This is a genomic window from Natronincola ferrireducens (genome assembly GCF_900100845.1).
Classification (GTDB): Bacteria; Bacillota; Clostridia; order Peptostreptococcales; family Natronincolaceae; genus Natronincola_B; species Natronincola_B ferrireducens.
This window is the reverse complement of record NZ_FNFP01000002.1, coordinates 189,172-206,466: the sequence shown is the minus strand read 5'-3', so window position 1 is coordinate 206,466 and position 17,295 is coordinate 189,172. Positions and strand designations below refer to the sequence as shown.

Here is a 17,295-nt window from a genome sequence, read left to right as displayed (position 1 = left end):
CTACACCTCTTTTCCATAAGCCTTTTCTTGATTTTGAGGATGAACACCATAAATTCTTCTTTTATAGCTGATAATTTTGTTAAGGACTTCATCTGCACTTTCTATAACTACAATTTTATGTCCATTTATAAGGGTAATTATCGTATCCGGGGTTTCTTCTATGATTTCTATTAATTCACAATTTAATAGGATTTCACTATTATTTAATCGTTTAACCTTAATCATTGTTGAATTTCCTCTTTTGTAGTATAAATTATTCTTTCATTATCCTTTAGTGGGATGGCTTACCTATCCCACTAAAGGATAAAACTATCTTTTCATATTCACTACTTCCTGAAGCATTTCATCACTAGCTGTTATAACTCTTGAATTTGCTTGAAAACCCCTTTGGGTGGTAATCATATTGGTAAACTCCCTAGACAAGTCTACATTCGACATTTCTAAGGCCCCTGGGTTTAAGGCACCCCTTCCACCGGTTCCAGGATTTCCTATCATTGGTTCTCCAGAGTTAGATGTAACCCTGTAAAGATTGTTTCCTGTTTTTTCTAGACCTGCAGGGTTTTTAAAGTTAGCTAGGGCCACTTGTCCTATGGGGCGCATTTGATTATTGGTAAAGTAGCCGGTTATAACGCCATTGCTATCTACAGCAAAATCACTTAAACTCCCTTGCTTATATCCATGAATACTTGTGGCGGAAGCATCGGATTCGTTGGCAAATTGCGTTAATTTTTCAAAGCTTATTTTAAACTCAAATTTTTTAGCGCCATTTTCTAGCAAATCCTTTTCATTCCCGGTATCATCTAAATCTACCCTCTTTAGCTCCATCGTTTGACCAGTTTTTATTGTTCCATCACTTTCAAATTCGATAGGGTGAGGGCCGACATCGGTAATACGCCCATCTTTATCTACTGTATATACATTATATTCATTAGCACCGGTCTTAACAAAAGCTAGTCTTACTTCATGAGCCCCTCCTAATTCATCATATACAGTGAATGTTGTGTCCCTAGCAACTGCACTTTTACCCTCATTATCCTTTATATCCTCCAATGCAGTTCCAGCTTCAGGAGGTTTTACCTCGAATTTGGGAGGATCTTCATTATTCATAGCACCAGCAGGCTTTACGTCTGCATTAAGATTACCCTCAAAGAAAACACCAGGACTTGGATAGTTAGCTCCTGTAGACATTGCATCAAAACTAAGCCCCCTAGAAACTTCTATTCCTTCTAATGTAGTCCCCATTTTTCCTGTCTTTTCATCATACATATAACCCATTACCTTAAAGCCTTCAGGTGTAACCAAGTTTCCTGCCTCATCTAAAACAAAGCTTCCAGCTCGAGTATAACTCCTTGTATCTCCATCCCCTACTATGAAAAATCCATCTCCATTAATCATTAAATCTGTATTGTAGTCTGTTCTTTCTACTGCTCCACGGATATGGAAGGTGTCCATAGAAGCAACATTGATTCCTAACCCCACCTGTTGAGGATTGGTGCCACCCCTTCCTTGTTGTGGGGCTCCAGCCCCCCTTAAGGTTTGGTTGAAAACCTCCTGAAAGGTAACTCTGGAACCTTTGAATCCTACAGTATTGACATTGGCAATGTTATTGCCAATAACATCCATTCTAAGCTGATGGGCCCTTAACCCAGAAACAGCTGAAAACATTGATCGCATCATTGTTCATGACCTCCTATATTTATCATTTCTCCGCTTCCTCTGTCAGTCAGAAACGTTAAGCCTCCATAGTTGGTCCGGCTTATATAATTACAGCTCCGTCTATATTGGTAAAAACATTGTCCTCTAACTGTTCATCCACCGCTGCCGTAATAACTGTTTTATTGTTGACGCTTGCTATGAATGCCCTGTTGTCCATAATGATTAGGGTTTCCTTAATTCCTTTTTTTGCAGCAGTGTCGATGGCATTGTTTAGCTTAGATATTTCTTGGACTGATAATTCTATATTTCTTTGCTGAAGCCTTTGAATGGCATGTTTGGAAAATTTAATTTCAGCACTTTTGTTAATCTGCTGTTGAAAAACCTGATGAAAATCAGAAGTACCCTTTATACTGTTTGGTTTTTGTAAGTTATTTTGAGAAATCAGGTGTTTATTATTAATTTTATAAGTAACCATAGGACATCCTCCTTGCATTTGTAACCCTTTAGGATTGTTCCACTTCCACTTCCTCTTCCTTATTTGTATCTTCTAAATCTTCTTTGCCTATCTCTAGTCCTTTCTTGATTTCTGATAGGATATTGGCAATTTCTGTTTGACTTTTTACCATATTGTTATTCATCATTGTTATATGTTGAGAGATTGTTTCTTTTGTGGTTTTTACAGTTTCATTTAAATTTTGCATCTGCTCAAGAGCACTGAATTGAGCCATTTGAGCGATAAAATCCCTATCCTCCATAGGATTTAATGGGTCTTGATTTTTAAGCTGTGTCACTAATAAATTTAAAAACGCATCCTTGTCTAAATTACTAGCGTTATTAGGCTTTTCTTCCTTATTGGTATGTCTATATCGATGTTCCACTTCAGTCGTGTTATTAATAGTACTCAATGTCTTGTTCCCTCCTTATACTAATTTATCAAAATTGGTGTTTATCATATAGGGATTTTTAATAGCTAAGGAATCTCCTTCTCCTAATGCTATTAAATTGTCATCATCAAGGTAAGAGGACTTTTTTAGCTTTATTTTTTGTTGTCCATAGCTCCTCTCTTGATGAAAAGTCCCAGGATCCTGTCCAACAGAAACATCAATGCTAGAAATATTTAACCCTTTATCCCTTAAGGATTCTTTAAATTGATTAAGGTTGCTTTCTATAACCTCTTTAACCTGCAAAGACTCTACATATACCTTTGCTTTTATTGTTTGATCACTTGTCAGAAGGTCTATCGAAAGCTTTCCAAGATTTTCTGGAGTTAACTGAAGCTTCAATTGATTTTTTCCGCTTTTATATATGCCATCCATCTTATGAACAATTTGCTCTAAAATATTTTTAGTGTGAAGGGTTTTGTCGTTGATGAACTCCTTCGATGAATGAATAGATTTTATTTGAAAATCCTTTGGCAATTCAGTATTAAATCTATATTCATCCAGTTGTTCATCTAACTCTATCTCCTCATATCCTTTGTAGCCGAAGTCCTCACCAAACTCTTTTTGCTTACTAGAAACCCCTAAGTCCTTCACTTCCTGTGAAATCACTACATCTCCTGTAGCTTTGGGTTTTTCTTCAGGTTTTGATGAATCTTGATTTATTCTATAGGTCTCCATCCCTAGCTTTGATGCATTATTTTCTAAAGCTTCTAAAGGCTTGTCCTGAAGTTGGTGAAACTCCTGGAATTCCTCAAGAATTCCTACTATCTCTCTTTTCAAATCCATAATTCCTTTTGGTATTTGAATATCTTTTAAAGATCCCTCTTCTCCTGCTAAAAGCATCTCTGTTGATTGCAACAGCTCTTTTATTTCTAGTGTTAGTTCTAGTTTTCCTCCTAATGAATCTAGAGCTAGCTTCATTTTTTCTTTGTCTTGATGTAAATATCCTTCTTTTTCTTCTTCCATTAATTGAAGCATATCTTCTATAACCTTTAATAGTTGCTGTAGCAGTGGATTTTCTCCTATTTCATTAGTTTCTTCATCAATTAAGCTTAGGTCCTTCTCTTCCTTTGAGTCAGTCTTTGAATCAGCCTTTGCTCCATCTTGTTTTTCATTTTTTAAATTTTTATTATCATTATATTCCTTTAGACCTTCCTGTAGGTTACGAGACTTTTTATTAGCATCAGTATTGCTTACAGGTCGTCTATCTTCAGAGGTGTTGGAATTTGAAGTTTTTATTGAACCCATTTTTTGATTATTATCTACCTCTGCCAATTTCCTCTGAAGCATCTGTAGAAAATTTTTATTTTTATTTCCTTCTTTTGTAGGTATTGCCTGCTGTTTATTTGAAAACATATTTATATCGGGTATATTTTGAAGCTCTATCATATATCTTTCACCTCCTTTCTAGTTGTCATTTTTTATAACCCGTAGAAAATTTAAAGCTTTGTATATCTCCAATCCCCTTCATAAAAGCCTTCCTTCCTTGTTATAAAAGGCTTTTGTATGAATAATTTGATAGCATAGGCTATTCTAAAACAAATTTTCTAGATAAATCGATTGAATTTTCTAGCTTCAAGCTCTGGAGTAGTTGAGCTGCTTTATTAGGTTTTAATTTATGTAGTATATCAATCACCAATTGTTTTTCTGTAAAAATCAATTCTTCTGTACCAACGCTATAGCTCTGAATTGTTTGATTTCTACGGAACATTTCCTCTAAAACCTTTGTTAACTCTTCTAGTGACATTCTTTCATAAATGACAACTAATTCCTCCACCTTTAATTGATAGTTTTTATAGATTTGTACTGTTTCTGCTAAATCTATAGCTCGATTGTGATTCCGCTTTTTTAGCTTCTCTAGTATGTTAATCTCTTCGTATAGCTCTGTAATAAATTCATGGTTCTCTACTAGAGCTAATATCTGTCCTCCACTTTTAATGCCTATACTACTATATATAACAGCTAAGTCTTGTATCCTAAATTCATCAGTATTGCCTAGGGCTAAAACTTGCTCTTCTAATGATTTTCTTTCGTAAATCTTTGCTAGCTGTTCCAATTCCTTTTCAAGGCTTTGAATCTCTTGAATTTTTTTCTCTATTTCTCTTCTAGTAGTTTGATTTAATCTATAGTTAATCATTTCAACTATTTCTGAATCTAAATACAAGAGAAATTCTGCCCCTTCCTTAATACGCATACTTTCTAAAATTTTGGATAACTCATCTTGTTCTAATTCTCCACTTTTAAAAGTTCTTTCAATCTCTCTAATGGCATCTGTTGTTTTAAGTGAAGTATAGTATTTACTTAATGCCTCTATTTTCTCATCTTTATCCTGCTGTATTTCTCCTAAAATCCTATATACAGTATTGGATTCCATCTGTGTACCCCGTAAAGCCTCTCTTACTTTCTTCATTTTTATAGGGTTTTCTTTATTTAACATAATTAATAAGTCATCATATAGCTTGCTGTCTTCAGCTTTTATAATTAAAAGCTTATCCACTAGTCTGTCTTCGTCTAAAGTAATGTAATACTTCGCTATTGCCAGTTTCATACTTTCCTTTTCTTCTTTAGTAGGCATATTTGAAAAGTTTTGACCTAAATTCCCAGGTAAAACCACCAAAAATTTATTAGTAGTATATTTAAAATCTTCGTTTGTAAAATACATGATTACTCCTGTCATAATAGGAATAAACAAAAATGCCAAAATAATAATTAAAATGATTTTCAATTTTCCTGTTTTTTCGTTTTCTTGAAGGTTAGTAACCATTTTAACCTCCTCTTACAGTGCTTTTATAGGTAACCAACTGGTCGATAAAAGCAGCTTCCTTTTTAAATTCCTGTTGTTTAAAGTTTTGATAATCTTTTTCCATTATTTTTTCATATATCTTTTTTTGTTTTTTAGCAACTATAAGTTCTTCTCTACAGCCTACAACCCGTTTTTCCTGTTGTTCTACTCTAATGGTTTGATTATCAATTAAATCGTTAATGAACTGAATATCCTGTGATGCATTTTTTAATTCTCTAATTTTAACTATATTATTATTTCTAGTTAACTGATTTTTTTTGCTGGTAATAGCATTTTTCTTTTCTAAAAGACGATTTAAGTTTTCTTTTTCCATATCACAGGTTCTTTGTTGAGATGCGAGGGCATACTTTTTTTCCTCTTCTATCTTTTCTTTAATTTTAAGAATAGAGTTGAATCTATAAGTGAATTTCATTTTATAATACCCCCTCTACTTAGTAGTTGAGTAATGTCTGCATTAAATTTAAAGCCTCATCATAGGTTATTTTATCATTCACATCCTGCTGTAAGAAATGGTTGATAGCATCTATATTGCTTATTGCAGTGTCAATTTTTTTATTGCTTCCTTTGGCATAAGCGCCAATGTTAATTAAATCTTCTGCTTCTCTGTATACAGCTAATAGTTGCTTTATTTCATTAGCAATGCTTAATTGTTCTGGAGAAACAATATTAGGCATAACCCTACTAACACTAGTATTAATGTCAATAGCGGGGTAATGGTTTTGGGTAGCCATTTTTCGTGATAGAACAATATGTCCATCTAAAATACCCCTTACTGCATCTGCTATAGGTTCATTCATATCGTCTCCATCTACTAACACTGTATATAGTCCTGTAATAGCACCTTTTTTTGATGTTCCTGTACGTTCTAATAACTTTGGTAACTCTGCAAAAACCGAAGGTGTATATCCTTTTGTAACAGGAGGTTCACCTATTGCCAAGCCTATCTCTCTTTGGGCCATAGAAAATCTAGTTAAGGAGTCCATCAACAATAATACATTTTTGCCCTCATCTCTAAAATATTCTGCAATAGCTGTTGCTAATAGTGCTCCCTTCATCCTTACTAAAGGCGGTTGATCAGATGTAGCAACAATAACTATGGATCTTTTCAATCCTTCTTCCTTAAGATCATTTTCTAAAAACTCCTTAACTTCCCTACCCCTCTCCCCAATCAATGCTATAACATTAACATCAGCTTGAGTATTTCTAGCCATCATCCCCAGCAGGGTGCTTTTACCTACACCGCTACCAGCAAAAATTCCTATTCTTTGACCATTGCCACAGGTTAAAAGTCCATCTATAGCCTTTACCCCTAGAGACAATGGCTGGATAATTCTTGTCCTTTCTAAAGGGTTGAAGGGTTTTCCAGCTACAGGATAGGTTCTTGTCTCCCTTACAGGACCTTTATCATCTATGGGATTGCCTAGCCCATCTAGAATTCGTCCCAATAAGCTTTTCCCTACTTTAACCTCTAAAGTAGTTCCTAATGCTTCAACTCTACTTCCAGGTCCTATCCCTTCCATTTCTCCCAAGGGCATTAGCAAAACTTTTTTTCCCTTGAACCCCACAACCTCACCAAGAATAGGCTTGGTGTGGGCAAGAGTGTATATTTTACATACCTCTCCGATTCTTACAGCTGGACCAATGGCTTCTATAGTTAACCCAATAACCTGGGACACCTGGCCAGTGTACTTCACTAAATCCAAATTTTCAAGGGATTTTTGATATTTATTCAGTGCTATCTCCCTCATGTAATCCCTCACTTTTTAACAATTCTTTGAACAGGCCTTCAATTTGTTTTATTTGGGTATCTACACTGGCATCTATCTTACCAGACAATGTTTCGATAATAATACTGCCTTTTTTAAGAGCCAAATCCTTTTTAATTATTAAGTCATCAATACCTTCTGTCATCATATAGATTCTACTTTTATAAGAATTTAGCACCTCGTATTCCTTTTCATTCCCTCGAACCACTAAAGTTTCTGTAAAGGTGCATTTTTGCAGTCCCTTTTCAATAAGATTTAACAGTAATTCATGGTTTTTATCAAGTTCGTAATCAATTACTTTTTTCACACAATAAATCACTAGATCAATTATTTCTGTTTCTAAACTTTTTGCTAGTTCCTTTTGGGTTTGATATATTCCTTGCTTGATAGTTTTTGCTTCCTCCAGCAACATATGGAATTCTTCATAGCCCTTTTGTCTTCCTAAGGTCAAGCCCTCATTATATCCCTCGTTCTTGGCTTTATTATAAATATCCTTAGCATCTTGATAAGCTTCCTCAATAATCATATCAACTTCTCTTTTTGCATTTTCTACCAATTCTTTTGCCTCTAATTCTGCTGCATCTAGAATTTCTTTTGCCCTTTCCTCCATAGCTTTATTAGCTTTACTCTTATCTTCTTGAACAATTAAAGAATCATGTTTTTTATGAACAATATTATCACCTATAAACTCAATGGCTCTTGTATTTCCTACTATAACTTCTCTGGATTTATAAACCTTATACAATGATTTCATCTCCTCCACCACGAGCAATGATAATATCTCCAGTTTCTTCTAGCTTTCTTATGATGTTCACAATTTTTTGTTGAGCCTCTTCTACATCTCTAAGTCTAACAGGTCCCATGAATTCCATATCCTCTTTAATCATTTCAGCCATACGCTTAGACATATTTGCATAAATGACATCAGCAACTTCCTCTGTCGCTCCTTTTAATGCTACTGCTAAATCATTATTATCAATTTCTCTAATGAACCTTTGAATAGATGTGCTATCCAAGGTAATAATGTCTTCAAATACAAACATACGTTTTCTAATTTCTTCGGCTAACTCTGTATCTTGTACCTCTAAGGTATCCATAATATTTTTTTCTGTTCCTCTGTCCACCGAATTAAGTATATCCACAATAGATTGTATCCCTCCAGCCATAGTGTAATCTTGACTAACTAAGGCAGAAAGCTTTCTCTCTAGCACCATCTCCACCTCTTTGATAATTTCTGGAGAGGTTCTATCCATAGTTGCGATTCTCTTAGCTACTTCCGTTTGTTTTGCTTGGGGAAGAGCCGATAAAATTTGTGCTGATTGATTTGCTGGAAGGTAAGATAATATTAGGGCAATTGTTTGAGGATGTTCGTTTTGTATGAAATTCAACAATTGTCCTGGATCTGCCTTTCTAGCGAAATCAAAGGGTTTAACCTGTAGGGAGGCTGTTAGCTTATTAATGATATCTAATGCTTTTTGTGAGCCTAAGGCCTTTTCCAGTACCTCTTTGGCATAATTGATGCCGCCTTCTGATATGTATTCTTGAGCAATACATATCTGATAGAACTCCTCCATGATTTTTTCCTTTTCTCCTGGAGAAACCTTTCTCATGTTGGCGATTTCCAAAGTCAATTCTTCTATTTCTTCGTCATTTAAATGTTTGAAGATTTGTGCTGAGTATTCTGGTCCCAAGCTAATTAATAAAACTGCTGCCTTCTCTCTTCCAGTTATTTCACCTTTTCCATTTCTCCTGGCCATGATTCTTATTCACCTCTAATCTTCACTAAGCCAATTCCTTAGAAGTTGTGCTACGGCATCTGGTTTTTTGTTTACTAGTTTTTCTAGTTGCTGTTTCACTTCAGAGCCTGACATCTCCAACTCTATCTCCTGTAAAGATTCTTCTACAGGAGTGCTGAGGGGAATTTCTTTTGGGGTCTTTCTTTTTTTAGTTTGTATCATAACAAAATACAGAATACCCAACAATGTGGCCACCAGTAATCCTATCATCCACAATGGGATAGATGGAGTTGTCTTTACATCCTCTGCTTCCATTGCTAATCGTAACTGATCCTCTAATGAATTATTGAATTCTTGTACAGCTACTCGAACCACCCTGGTATCTAAGCCCGCCGCAGCAGATATGAGATTTTCTAATTCTCTTCTTTCTTCATTTGTAAGATTACCATCATTTAAAGCCCTGCTATTTAAATAAACAGCAACAGTTATATCCTGTACCTGTCCTTGAGCCTTAACAATTTTTTGTCTCAGTTCATTGATTTCAAAGTTGATAGTTTTATTTGCTTCATAATAAACAGAGCTTCCTTCCTCTATTTCACCATACTGGGGGATATCCTCTATGTTGGCATCTGTTCCCGGGGGACCACCTACACCCCCGTCGATTACTCTTTGCTGTAATTCTTGCATACTTCTGATAATTCCTTCAGTCTCCCCATCGATAGGGGGTGAAAATTCTTGTATTTCTGTTATTTGGCTGTCAAAATCTAATTTTACATTTGCCATTACCACTACATTGCCAAAGCCATACACTGTAGAAAGAAAGTCAGTAATACTCCCTTCTAAGTCCTCTTTTACCATTTGCTGTAATGATAATTGCTCGTTAGGTCCAAATAAGCTATCGGATTGACTTGTATTATTATTGAGGACCCTACCGTCAGGACCATGAACAGTTACATTTTGCGGTTCTAAACCCTGCACTGCATTAGAAACTAATAAACCTATACCATTTATACTGTTATTATCAAGCTGTGTATTATAATCTAGATTTAGAAATACAGATGCCTTAGCATGCTGTTCTTGTGGTGTTCGAATAAATCCAGTTGTTTCTGGCATTGAAACGGTAACATAAGCCTTATTTATTCCTGGTATTTCTTCAATTATTTTTCCTAATTCGTTTCCTAATGCAACGATGAATTCTTTGGATTTTTCTTCACTGGTTTTCATTAAATTATTGCCTGAAAAAAAGTCTTCATATGAAAAACGGGCTTGAGGAAGACCTTCAGTGGCTACTACAACCTGTGATTTTTGATAATCCTGTTTCTGTACTAAAATCGTGCTACTGGCATCTCCAAACCTAGCTCGAATACCGCTACCTTCTAAGGTATTCATAACCTCTCCAGCTTGTTTGTGATCAAGGTTGCTATAAAGTACAACATATTGGGGTCTTGCAAAGTATAAAATAAGTGCAGTTAATGCTAGCAATGTTAATAGGATAGATATAAATATCTTTATTTTTTGTTTTTTTTCCAGTCCATGAAGATAATCATTTAATTGATTTCTAATTTGTTCTAGCCCTTCAGTCATTCATACACCTCTTTTCAACTGCGATTAAATCTGCATTCTCATAATTTCCTTATAGGCATCTAATACTTTATTTCTAACTTCCATAATAAACTGTAGGGATGTTTCAGCTTTTTGCGATGCAATCATTGCTTCGTGAATATTTTCAATCTCACCAGTAGCTAGTTTCATAGAATAGGTTTTAGAACTGTTTTCTAATTCATTTACTCTATCTACTGCTTCAGATAAAAAAGCTTTAAAAGAATGATTATCTTTAACTGAATTTTTGTTTTTATTGAAAATTCCTAGATCATTGTCCACACCATTCATTATATGTAAGTCATTTATTTTCAACATCTACACCTCCACTATCTCCCTAATTCCAAAGCCTTTAGCGCCATATTTTTAGTTGCATTTAAAGCAGTAACATTAGCTTCATAGGCTCTAGAAGCTGATATCATATTAGCCATCTCAGTAACAACTTCTACATTTGGCATCAACACATAACCTTCTTCATTGGCATCTGGATGTCCAGGATCATAAACCTTTTTAAATGGAGATTGATCATCACGAATTCCTGTAACCTCTACCCCCTTCAACCCCTTATCTTTTCCTCCCATAGCTTGTTGTAGATATTTTGCAAAAGCCGGTTGTTTCTCAGTTTTAAAAACAACCACCTGTCTCCTATAGGGTCCACCATTTACTGTTCTGGTTGTATTAGCGTTGGCAATATTTTTAGAAATAACATCCATTCTTAATCTCTCCGCAGTTAAACCTGTGGCACTTACATTTATGGCATTAAATATAGACATGCTCTATCTCCTTCCTTCATTGATAGCTAGCTTTAATCTTCTTAAATCATTGTTTAATTGTGTAGATAATGTGTTGAAAGTAATGTTGTTTTTAGCTAAGGCCGCCATTTCTACATCAATATCAACATTATTCCCATCCCTCCGGGTCTGGTAATTCCCAGGAGTTATTGTTTTGTGTCTTAGATTTTTCATATCAGTAATCCCAATATCAATATGGCTTTCATGGGTTTTTCTACCTGAAATAGAACTTCCATTCAAATAATCCTTTAGCAGTTCCTCAAAAACCACATGACTTTTTTTATAATTAGGTGTATTTACATTAGCTATATTATTGGCTATTACCTCATTTCTCTTCCACGAAGCATTTAAAGACTTTGTCATAATATCAATATTTTGAAACATACTCATCATATACTATCCTCCCTATAAATTGACTGTAAATTTTCTAGTTGTATTTACAGGCTATGTTATCATGAAACCTTTACTGCTTTTTAGATTTGCTAATAGATTAACATATGCTTAGTTTTATTTTTTTCAATGCTTTATTTTTTTCTATAATTTACATATTACTACATTTTATCTCATTTTACTACATTGCATCTGATTATATTTCGATAAAAGATATTTAAATCCTTTAAATTTTTACCTTTTTTTTGTTAAATTTCTTCTATAGGATTTTTATGGAAATGTAAAAAATATCCATATTTTTTCCTAGTCTTTATAGGATTTATTTTATTGTTGATTTTTAATCTGTTGCAATAACTGTATTTTATCTATCTGAATTTTACCCCTCCCCATTCTAAAATTTAATTAGCAAGCTATTTTTTTATCAACAGTGGAAATAGTTAAGTTAAGTTAGGACTTTCTTACTAATTTAGAAAAAGATTCCACTAAGCTTTGTGACCTAATTTATTATGTCTAAAGTCTTATAGTGCCGATTAAAAAAACTTACCTTTAACAATTGCTTCAGAATCTAAGCATCCCTAAATACGCCGAGGGGAATTCTCTTTGCACAATACACAAAACTTTAAATGCTAAACACAAAAAAGAAGCCACTTAGTGTGACTTCTTTTATATTATATTAAGTTCTATAAAGTTATCGCTTTAGTTTCCTTAGTTCCTCTAACAATCTATTATTTAGTATTCTAATGTGAGTTCCCTTCATTCCTAGGGATCTTGATTCAATTACCCCTGCACTTTCAAATTTTCTTAATGCATTGACAATAACTGATCTAGTTATACCAACTCTATCTGCAATTTTACTGGCTACTAATAGTCCTTCATTACCATCTAATTCGTTAAAAATATGTTCTACAGCCTCTAATTCAGAGTAGGATAAAGTATCAATTGCCATTTGAACAACAGCTTTCTTTCTAGCTTCTTCTTCAATTTCATCGGTTTTTGCCCTAAGTATTTCAAGTCCTACAACAGTGGCGCTGTATTCCACCATTACTAAGTCTTCATCTGAAAATTCTTTTTCATATCTCGCCAATACTAAAGTTCCTAATCTCTTACCACTGGCATTAATAGGAACGATAGTTACTAGTTTATTATAGCTGTCCACGTCATACTTGAATATTTTTAATAGGTCATCTTCGGTAATATTGGATTTTGTTTCGAGGATTTGTAATAATTGGTCATTGTATTCCTCTGGAAATCTTTTAGTTCCTGTTTTTTCATCTACTATGATGGGACAATCTGAAGCATCTGTTAAACTTACCCCTAACACCTTACCTTTTGAACTGGCTACATATACATTAGCTTCTAATATCTCACTTAGGATTCTAGAAAGTTCGTTGAACGACACAGAATGATCCCCAGATTGTTGTAATATTTTGTTAATTCTTCTTGTTTTTTCTAACAAGTTGCTTGACATTTTGTTTCCTCCTTTGTTCATTAAATAATATAATTATCTTCTTTAAAGGTATTTATTGTATTTTTAAGTTTGTTTCTTACATATTGTTTGTCTATCGTTATTTCTACAGTATTTAACTCTGGTGCTTCAAAAGAAATATCCTCTAATAATTTTTCAGTAATAGTGTATAGCCTTCTAGCACCAATATTATCTCCTTGTACATTTGCTCCATAAGAAATTGTTGCAATCTCATTAATAGCATCCTCTAAAAATTGGATTTTTATACCTTCTGTTTCTAATAATAACTTATACTGGGTTAATAAAGCATTTCGTGGTTGAATTAATATTTTCTGAAAGTCCTCTACAGTTAAATTGTTTAGGTTAACTCTAATAGGGAATCTTCCTTGGAGCTCTGGTATTAGGTCTGAAACTTTAGCAATATGAAAAGCTCCAGCAGCTATGAATAATATATGATCAGTTTTTATAGGTCCATACTTTGTCATAACGGTTGAACCTTCAATTATAGGAAGAATGTCTCGTTGTACACCTTCTCGAGATACATCTGGTCCCATAGTACCATGACTCCCTGCTATTTTATCAATTTCATCAATGAAAATAATTCCTTGTTGTTCTACATTATAAACAGCTGTCATTATAACTTCATCCATATCCACTAGCTTTTGAGCTTCTTCCTCTGTTAATATCCTTCTTGCTTCACCTACTGAAACTTTCCTGCTTTTAGTTTTTTTAGGTATAAGCCCTCCCAGCATATCTTGAAAGTTTATATTCAACTCTTCACTACCTATGCCAAAAGCTCCAAAAGTATTAGGTATGCGATCTTCTACTTCAATCTCTACAAGTTGATTTTCCAATAATCCTTCCTTTAATTGTTTCTGGATTTGTTGTTTTTTAAGTTTTCTATCAGCTTCATCTTCATGAACCCCTTCGTCTGTTTCTACAAACTGGTTGCCCTTAAAAAACATATCCAATGGGTTTTTGAAGGAATTTTCCTTTTTAGGATTAGTATCCAGTAAATCTACCAAACGCTGGTTAGCTAAGGACTTTGCTTTTTCGTAATTTTTTTCTATATATTTGTTCTTTATCATCCTAATAGAAGCCTCTACTAAATCCCTTATCATGGATTCTACATCTCTTCCTACGTATCCTACTTCAGTAAATTTAGTAGCCTCAATTTTAATAAAAGGGGCATCAATTAGTCTAGCTAACCGTCTAGCTATTTCTGTTTTTCCTACCCCTGTAGGACCTATCATTAAAATGTTCTTGGGTTTTATCTCTTCTTGAAGCTCTAAGGCTAATTTGCTTCTTCTTATCCTATTTCTTAAAGCAATAGCTACAGCCTTTTTAGCCTCCTGTTGTCCAATAATATACTTATCTAACTCTTCTACAATTTGTCGGGGGGTAAAATCCTTCATATGTTCCCACCTCCTTTACTACTATAAGGTTTCCACTATGATCTGATCGTTAGTAAAAACACATATATTGGCAGCAATTTCTAAAGATTTCTTTACAATCTCTCCACTCGATAATTCAGTGTTTTCCTTTAAAGCAATTGCAGCTGCTAAAGCATATGAACCACCAGAGCCTATAGCAATCACATCGTCATCGGGCTCTATTACTTCACCTGAACCACTTATGACTAGCATAGTATTTCTATCCAATGCAATTAGCATCGCCTCTAGCTTTGTCAATATTTTATCCCGCCTCCAGCTTTGGGCCAGTTCAACGGCTGCTCTTTTGAGATTGCCATCATGTTTTTCTAAATAATTTTCAAATTTTTCTGCCAGAGTAAAAGCATCTGCTACAGAGCCAGCAAAGCCGATCAAAACTTGATCTTTATAAATACGTCTTACTTTTTTAGCCCGCTGTTTAATCACTGTTCTTTCTCCTAAGGTGACTTGCCCATCTCCAGCTATAGCACAGTCCTGAACACCCCTTCTAACAGCTACAATTGTCGTGCCCTTTAACATATTGCTTCACCCCCATCTCTCTTCCTATTGCCTCTACTTAATAAATTGACAAATCTTTATGGATATTTCTCTATAGAACTAATCAGCTTTTATTTCCCTTTCATACTTACATTCTTTATTAGTACAAACAACCTTCTCGCTCTTTTTATTAATTTTCTGGGCTAGTAAATCATTACACTGTGGGCACTTTTCATTTATAGGCTTACTCCATGAGACAAATTTACATCGTGGAAACTCACTGCAGCCATAAAATATTCTACCTTTTTTTGATTTCCTCTCCACTATTTCTCCTTCTTGACATTTAGGACACTTTACACCGATTTTGTGAATAATTGGTTTTGTGGAAGTGCATTCTGGATAATTGGAACAAGCTAAAAATTTACCATATCGACCGTATTTAATAAGCATTTTAGCACCACATACATCACAGTCCTCATCACTTTCTTCTACCATATCTATCTCTTCAATATCCTCTTCTGCTTTATTTAGCATTTTCTCAAAAATATCATAGAAATTTTTTATTAATTGATGCCAATCTTCTTTTCCTTCTGCAATATCATCTAAACTCTTTTCAAAATCTGCAGTGAAATTTATATCAATAATGTCAGTAAAATATTCATTAAGTATCTCGGTTACAAGAACCCCTAATTCCGTTGCTTTTAAATGTTTTCCTTCCTTCTCAACATAACCTCTTGAAAGAATTGTACTTATTGTGGGGGAATAGGTACTGGGCCTGCCTATTCCTAACTCCTCCATGGTTTTTACTAGAGATGCTTCAGTATATCTGGCTGGTGGTTGGGTAAAATGTTGATTTGGTAAGATGTCTCTTATATCCATTTCTTCTCCTACTTTTACAAGAGGTAGGTTTATTTCCTCTGATGCTGTAGCAAAGGAATATATTTTCAAAAATCCGTCAAAGTTTAATCTAGATCCCGAAGCTCTAAAGATTATGTCTTCTACTTTTAATTCTATTGTTAGTGTATCATATATGGCGGCAGTCATTTGACTAGCAACAAACCTTTCCCAGATTAGTTTATATAGCTTAAACTGATCCCGGGATAAAGATCCTTTTATGGCATCAGGTTTCCTAGAAATATCTGTAGGACGTATAGCTTCGTGAGCGTCTTGAATATCCTGTTTTTTCTTAGGTGTAGATTTAATACCTTCACTTATGTATTTCTCGCCTAAATTGTCTAAAACATAATTTTTTGCACTTTTTGTAGCTTCTTCTGATAATCTAGTGGAATCTGTACGGATATAGGTAATTAAACCTACTGTTCCTTCCTTTTCAAGATCGATTCCTTCATATAATTGTTGAGCAACAGCCATCGTCTTCTTCGTTGAAAAACCTAATTTGTTAGATGCTTCTTGTTGAAGGGTACTAGTAGTAAAGGGAAAATAAGGATTTCTTTTTTTTGTTCCTTGCTTTACATCAGTAACAATTAGTTTTTTATTAGTTATTTTCTCAATGATACTGTTAACTTCTTTTTCGTTCTTAATATCTTTATTCCCTAAATCATCACTGTAAAACTTCAATTGCAATTTTTCTTTTTTGCTGTTCTCTACTTTTAAAATGAGACTCCAATATTCTTCAGGAACAAAGCGGTTGATTTCTTCTTCCCGTTCGATGATAATTTTTGTAGCAACCGATTGAACTCTACCGGCACTTAACCCTTTTCTCATTTTTCTCCATAGAAGAGGACTAATTTTATACCCAACCAATCGATCTAATACTCTTCTAGCCTGCTGTGCATCTACTACACTTTTGTTTATTGTCCTTGGTTTTTTGATAGCGCTTTTTATGGCATTTTTAGTAATTTCATTAAACTCAATTCTACAGGCTACATCTGGTTTAATGTTTAATGCATTGGATAAATGCCACGAAATAGCTTCTCCTTCTCGATCTGGGTCAGTTGCTAAATAGATGTGTTTTGCTTTTTTGGCTTCTGCCTTAATCTCCTTTAGTATAGGTCCTTTCCCTCTTATGGTAATATATTGCGGCTTAAAATCATCATCAATATCAATACCTAGCTTACTTTTAGGCAAATCTATAATATGACCAACGGAAGCCTTTACCGTATAATTTTTTCCTAAAAATTTTTTTATTGTCTTTGCTTTAGCAGGTGATTCTACAATCACAAGGGATTTTGTCAATCACCTCACCTCCAGTACATCATT

General features: G+C 34.3%; 18 protein-coding genes. All 18 read right to left on the bottom strand.

What is annotated here, in order from left to right:
* The 18 genes from BLS22_RS06470 to topA all read right to left on the bottom strand — a co-directional run bounded on the left by BLS22_RS06470 (position 1) and on the right by topA (position 17,271).
* Positions 1-225 carry a flagellar FlbD family protein gene (locus tag BLS22_RS06470; protein ID WP_090552352.1) on the bottom strand — a complete coding sequence of 75 codons (225 nt, stop codon included), beginning with the start codon at positions 223-225 and terminating at the stop codon, positions 1-3.
* A gap of 84 nt (positions 226-309) precedes the next feature.
* Positions 310-1,677 (bottom strand): flagellar hook protein FlgE, encoded by a 1,368-nt coding sequence (locus BLS22_RS06465; protein ID WP_090552348.1) that lies wholly within the window; start codon positions 1,675-1,677, stop codon positions 310-312.
* Positions 1,678-1,756: 79 nt separating this feature from the next.
* Positions 1,757-2,131 carry a TIGR02530 family flagellar biosynthesis protein gene (locus tag BLS22_RS06460; protein ID WP_090552344.1) on the bottom strand — a complete coding sequence of 125 codons (375 nt, stop codon included), beginning with the start codon at positions 2,129-2,131 and terminating at the stop codon, positions 1,757-1,759.
* A gap of 28 nt (positions 2,132-2,159) precedes the next feature.
* Positions 2,160-2,561: a flagellar hook assembly protein FlgD gene (locus BLS22_RS06455; RefSeq protein ID WP_244269484.1), complete on the bottom strand. Its 402-nt coding sequence runs from the start codon at positions 2,559-2,561 to the stop codon at positions 2,160-2,162.
* A gap of 15 nt (positions 2,562-2,576) precedes the next feature.
* Positions 2,577-3,986: a flagellar hook-length control protein FliK gene (locus tag BLS22_RS06450; protein WP_090552340.1), complete on the bottom strand. Its 1,410-nt coding sequence runs from the start codon at positions 3,984-3,986 to the stop codon at positions 2,577-2,579.
* A 139-nt stretch (positions 3,987-4,125) separates the two neighbouring features.
* Complete coding sequence (locus tag BLS22_RS06445) at positions 4,126-5,361, bottom strand: hypothetical protein (RefSeq protein WP_090552335.1); 1,236 nt, start codon at positions 5,359-5,361, stop codon at positions 4,126-4,128.
* A gap of 1 nt (position 5,362) precedes the next feature.
* The gene (gene fliJ, locus BLS22_RS06440) at positions 5,363-5,812 is read right to left on the bottom strand and encodes a flagellar export protein FliJ (RefSeq protein WP_090552332.1); all 450 of its coding nucleotides are present in this window, start codon (positions 5,810-5,812) and stop codon (positions 5,363-5,365) included.
* Between the two features lie 19 nt (positions 5,813-5,831).
* The gene (gene fliI / locus BLS22_RS06435; protein ID WP_090552329.1) at positions 5,832-7,148 is read right to left on the bottom strand and encodes a flagellar protein export ATPase FliI; all 1,317 of its coding nucleotides are present in this window, start codon (positions 7,146-7,148) and stop codon (positions 5,832-5,834) included.
* The gene (locus tag BLS22_RS06430; RefSeq protein WP_090552324.1) at positions 7,126-7,920 is read right to left on the bottom strand and encodes a FliH/SctL family protein; all 795 of its coding nucleotides are present in this window, start codon (positions 7,918-7,920) and stop codon (positions 7,126-7,128) included. The genes fliI and BLS22_RS06430 overlap by 23 nt, the downstream gene beginning before the upstream one ends.
* Positions 7,904-8,923: a flagellar motor switch protein FliG gene (fliG, locus tag BLS22_RS06425; RefSeq protein WP_090552319.1), complete on the bottom strand. Its 1,020-nt coding sequence runs from the start codon at positions 8,921-8,923 to the stop codon at positions 7,904-7,906. The genes BLS22_RS06430 and fliG overlap by 17 nt, the downstream gene beginning before the upstream one ends.
* A 15-nt stretch (positions 8,924-8,938) precedes the next feature.
* Positions 8,939-10,486: a flagellar basal-body MS-ring/collar protein FliF gene (gene fliF / locus BLS22_RS06420; RefSeq protein WP_090552316.1), complete on the bottom strand. Its 1,548-nt coding sequence runs from the start codon at positions 10,484-10,486 to the stop codon at positions 8,939-8,941.
* 24 nt (positions 10,487-10,510) lie between these two features.
* Positions 10,511-10,819 carry a flagellar hook-basal body complex protein FliE gene (fliE, locus tag BLS22_RS06415; protein WP_090552311.1) on the bottom strand — a complete coding sequence of 103 codons (309 nt, stop codon included), beginning with the start codon at positions 10,817-10,819 and terminating at the stop codon, positions 10,511-10,513.
* A gap of 11 nt (positions 10,820-10,830) precedes the next feature.
* A complete protein-coding gene (gene flgC / locus BLS22_RS06410) occupies positions 10,831-11,274 on the bottom strand; it encodes a flagellar basal body rod protein FlgC (protein WP_090552307.1) in 444 nt (147 codons plus the stop codon).
* A gap of 3 nt (positions 11,275-11,277) precedes the next feature.
* Positions 11,278-11,685: a flagellar basal body rod protein FlgB gene (gene flgB, locus BLS22_RS06405; RefSeq protein ID WP_090552304.1), complete on the bottom strand. Its 408-nt coding sequence runs from the start codon at positions 11,683-11,685 to the stop codon at positions 11,278-11,280.
* Between the two features lie 685 nt (positions 11,686-12,370).
* Positions 12,371-13,150 carry a GTP-sensing pleiotropic transcriptional regulator CodY gene (gene codY / locus BLS22_RS06400; protein ID WP_090552300.1) on the bottom strand — a complete coding sequence of 260 codons (780 nt, stop codon included), beginning with the start codon at positions 13,148-13,150 and terminating at the stop codon, positions 12,371-12,373.
* 20 nt (positions 13,151-13,170) lie between these two features.
* Positions 13,171-14,562: an ATP-dependent protease ATPase subunit HslU gene (hslU, locus tag BLS22_RS06395; protein ID WP_090552297.1), complete on the bottom strand. Its 1,392-nt coding sequence runs from the start codon at positions 14,560-14,562 to the stop codon at positions 13,171-13,173.
* 21 nt (positions 14,563-14,583) lie between these two features.
* Positions 14,584-15,117 carry an ATP-dependent protease subunit HslV gene (gene hslV / locus BLS22_RS06390; protein ID WP_090552293.1) on the bottom strand — a complete coding sequence of 178 codons (534 nt, stop codon included), beginning with the start codon at positions 15,115-15,117 and terminating at the stop codon, positions 14,584-14,586.
* A gap of 78 nt (positions 15,118-15,195) precedes the next feature.
* Positions 15,196-17,271: a type I DNA topoisomerase gene (gene topA / locus BLS22_RS06385; protein ID WP_090552290.1), complete on the bottom strand. Its 2,076-nt coding sequence runs from the start codon at positions 17,269-17,271 to the stop codon at positions 15,196-15,198.
* Positions 17,272-17,295: the final 24 nt, after the last annotated feature.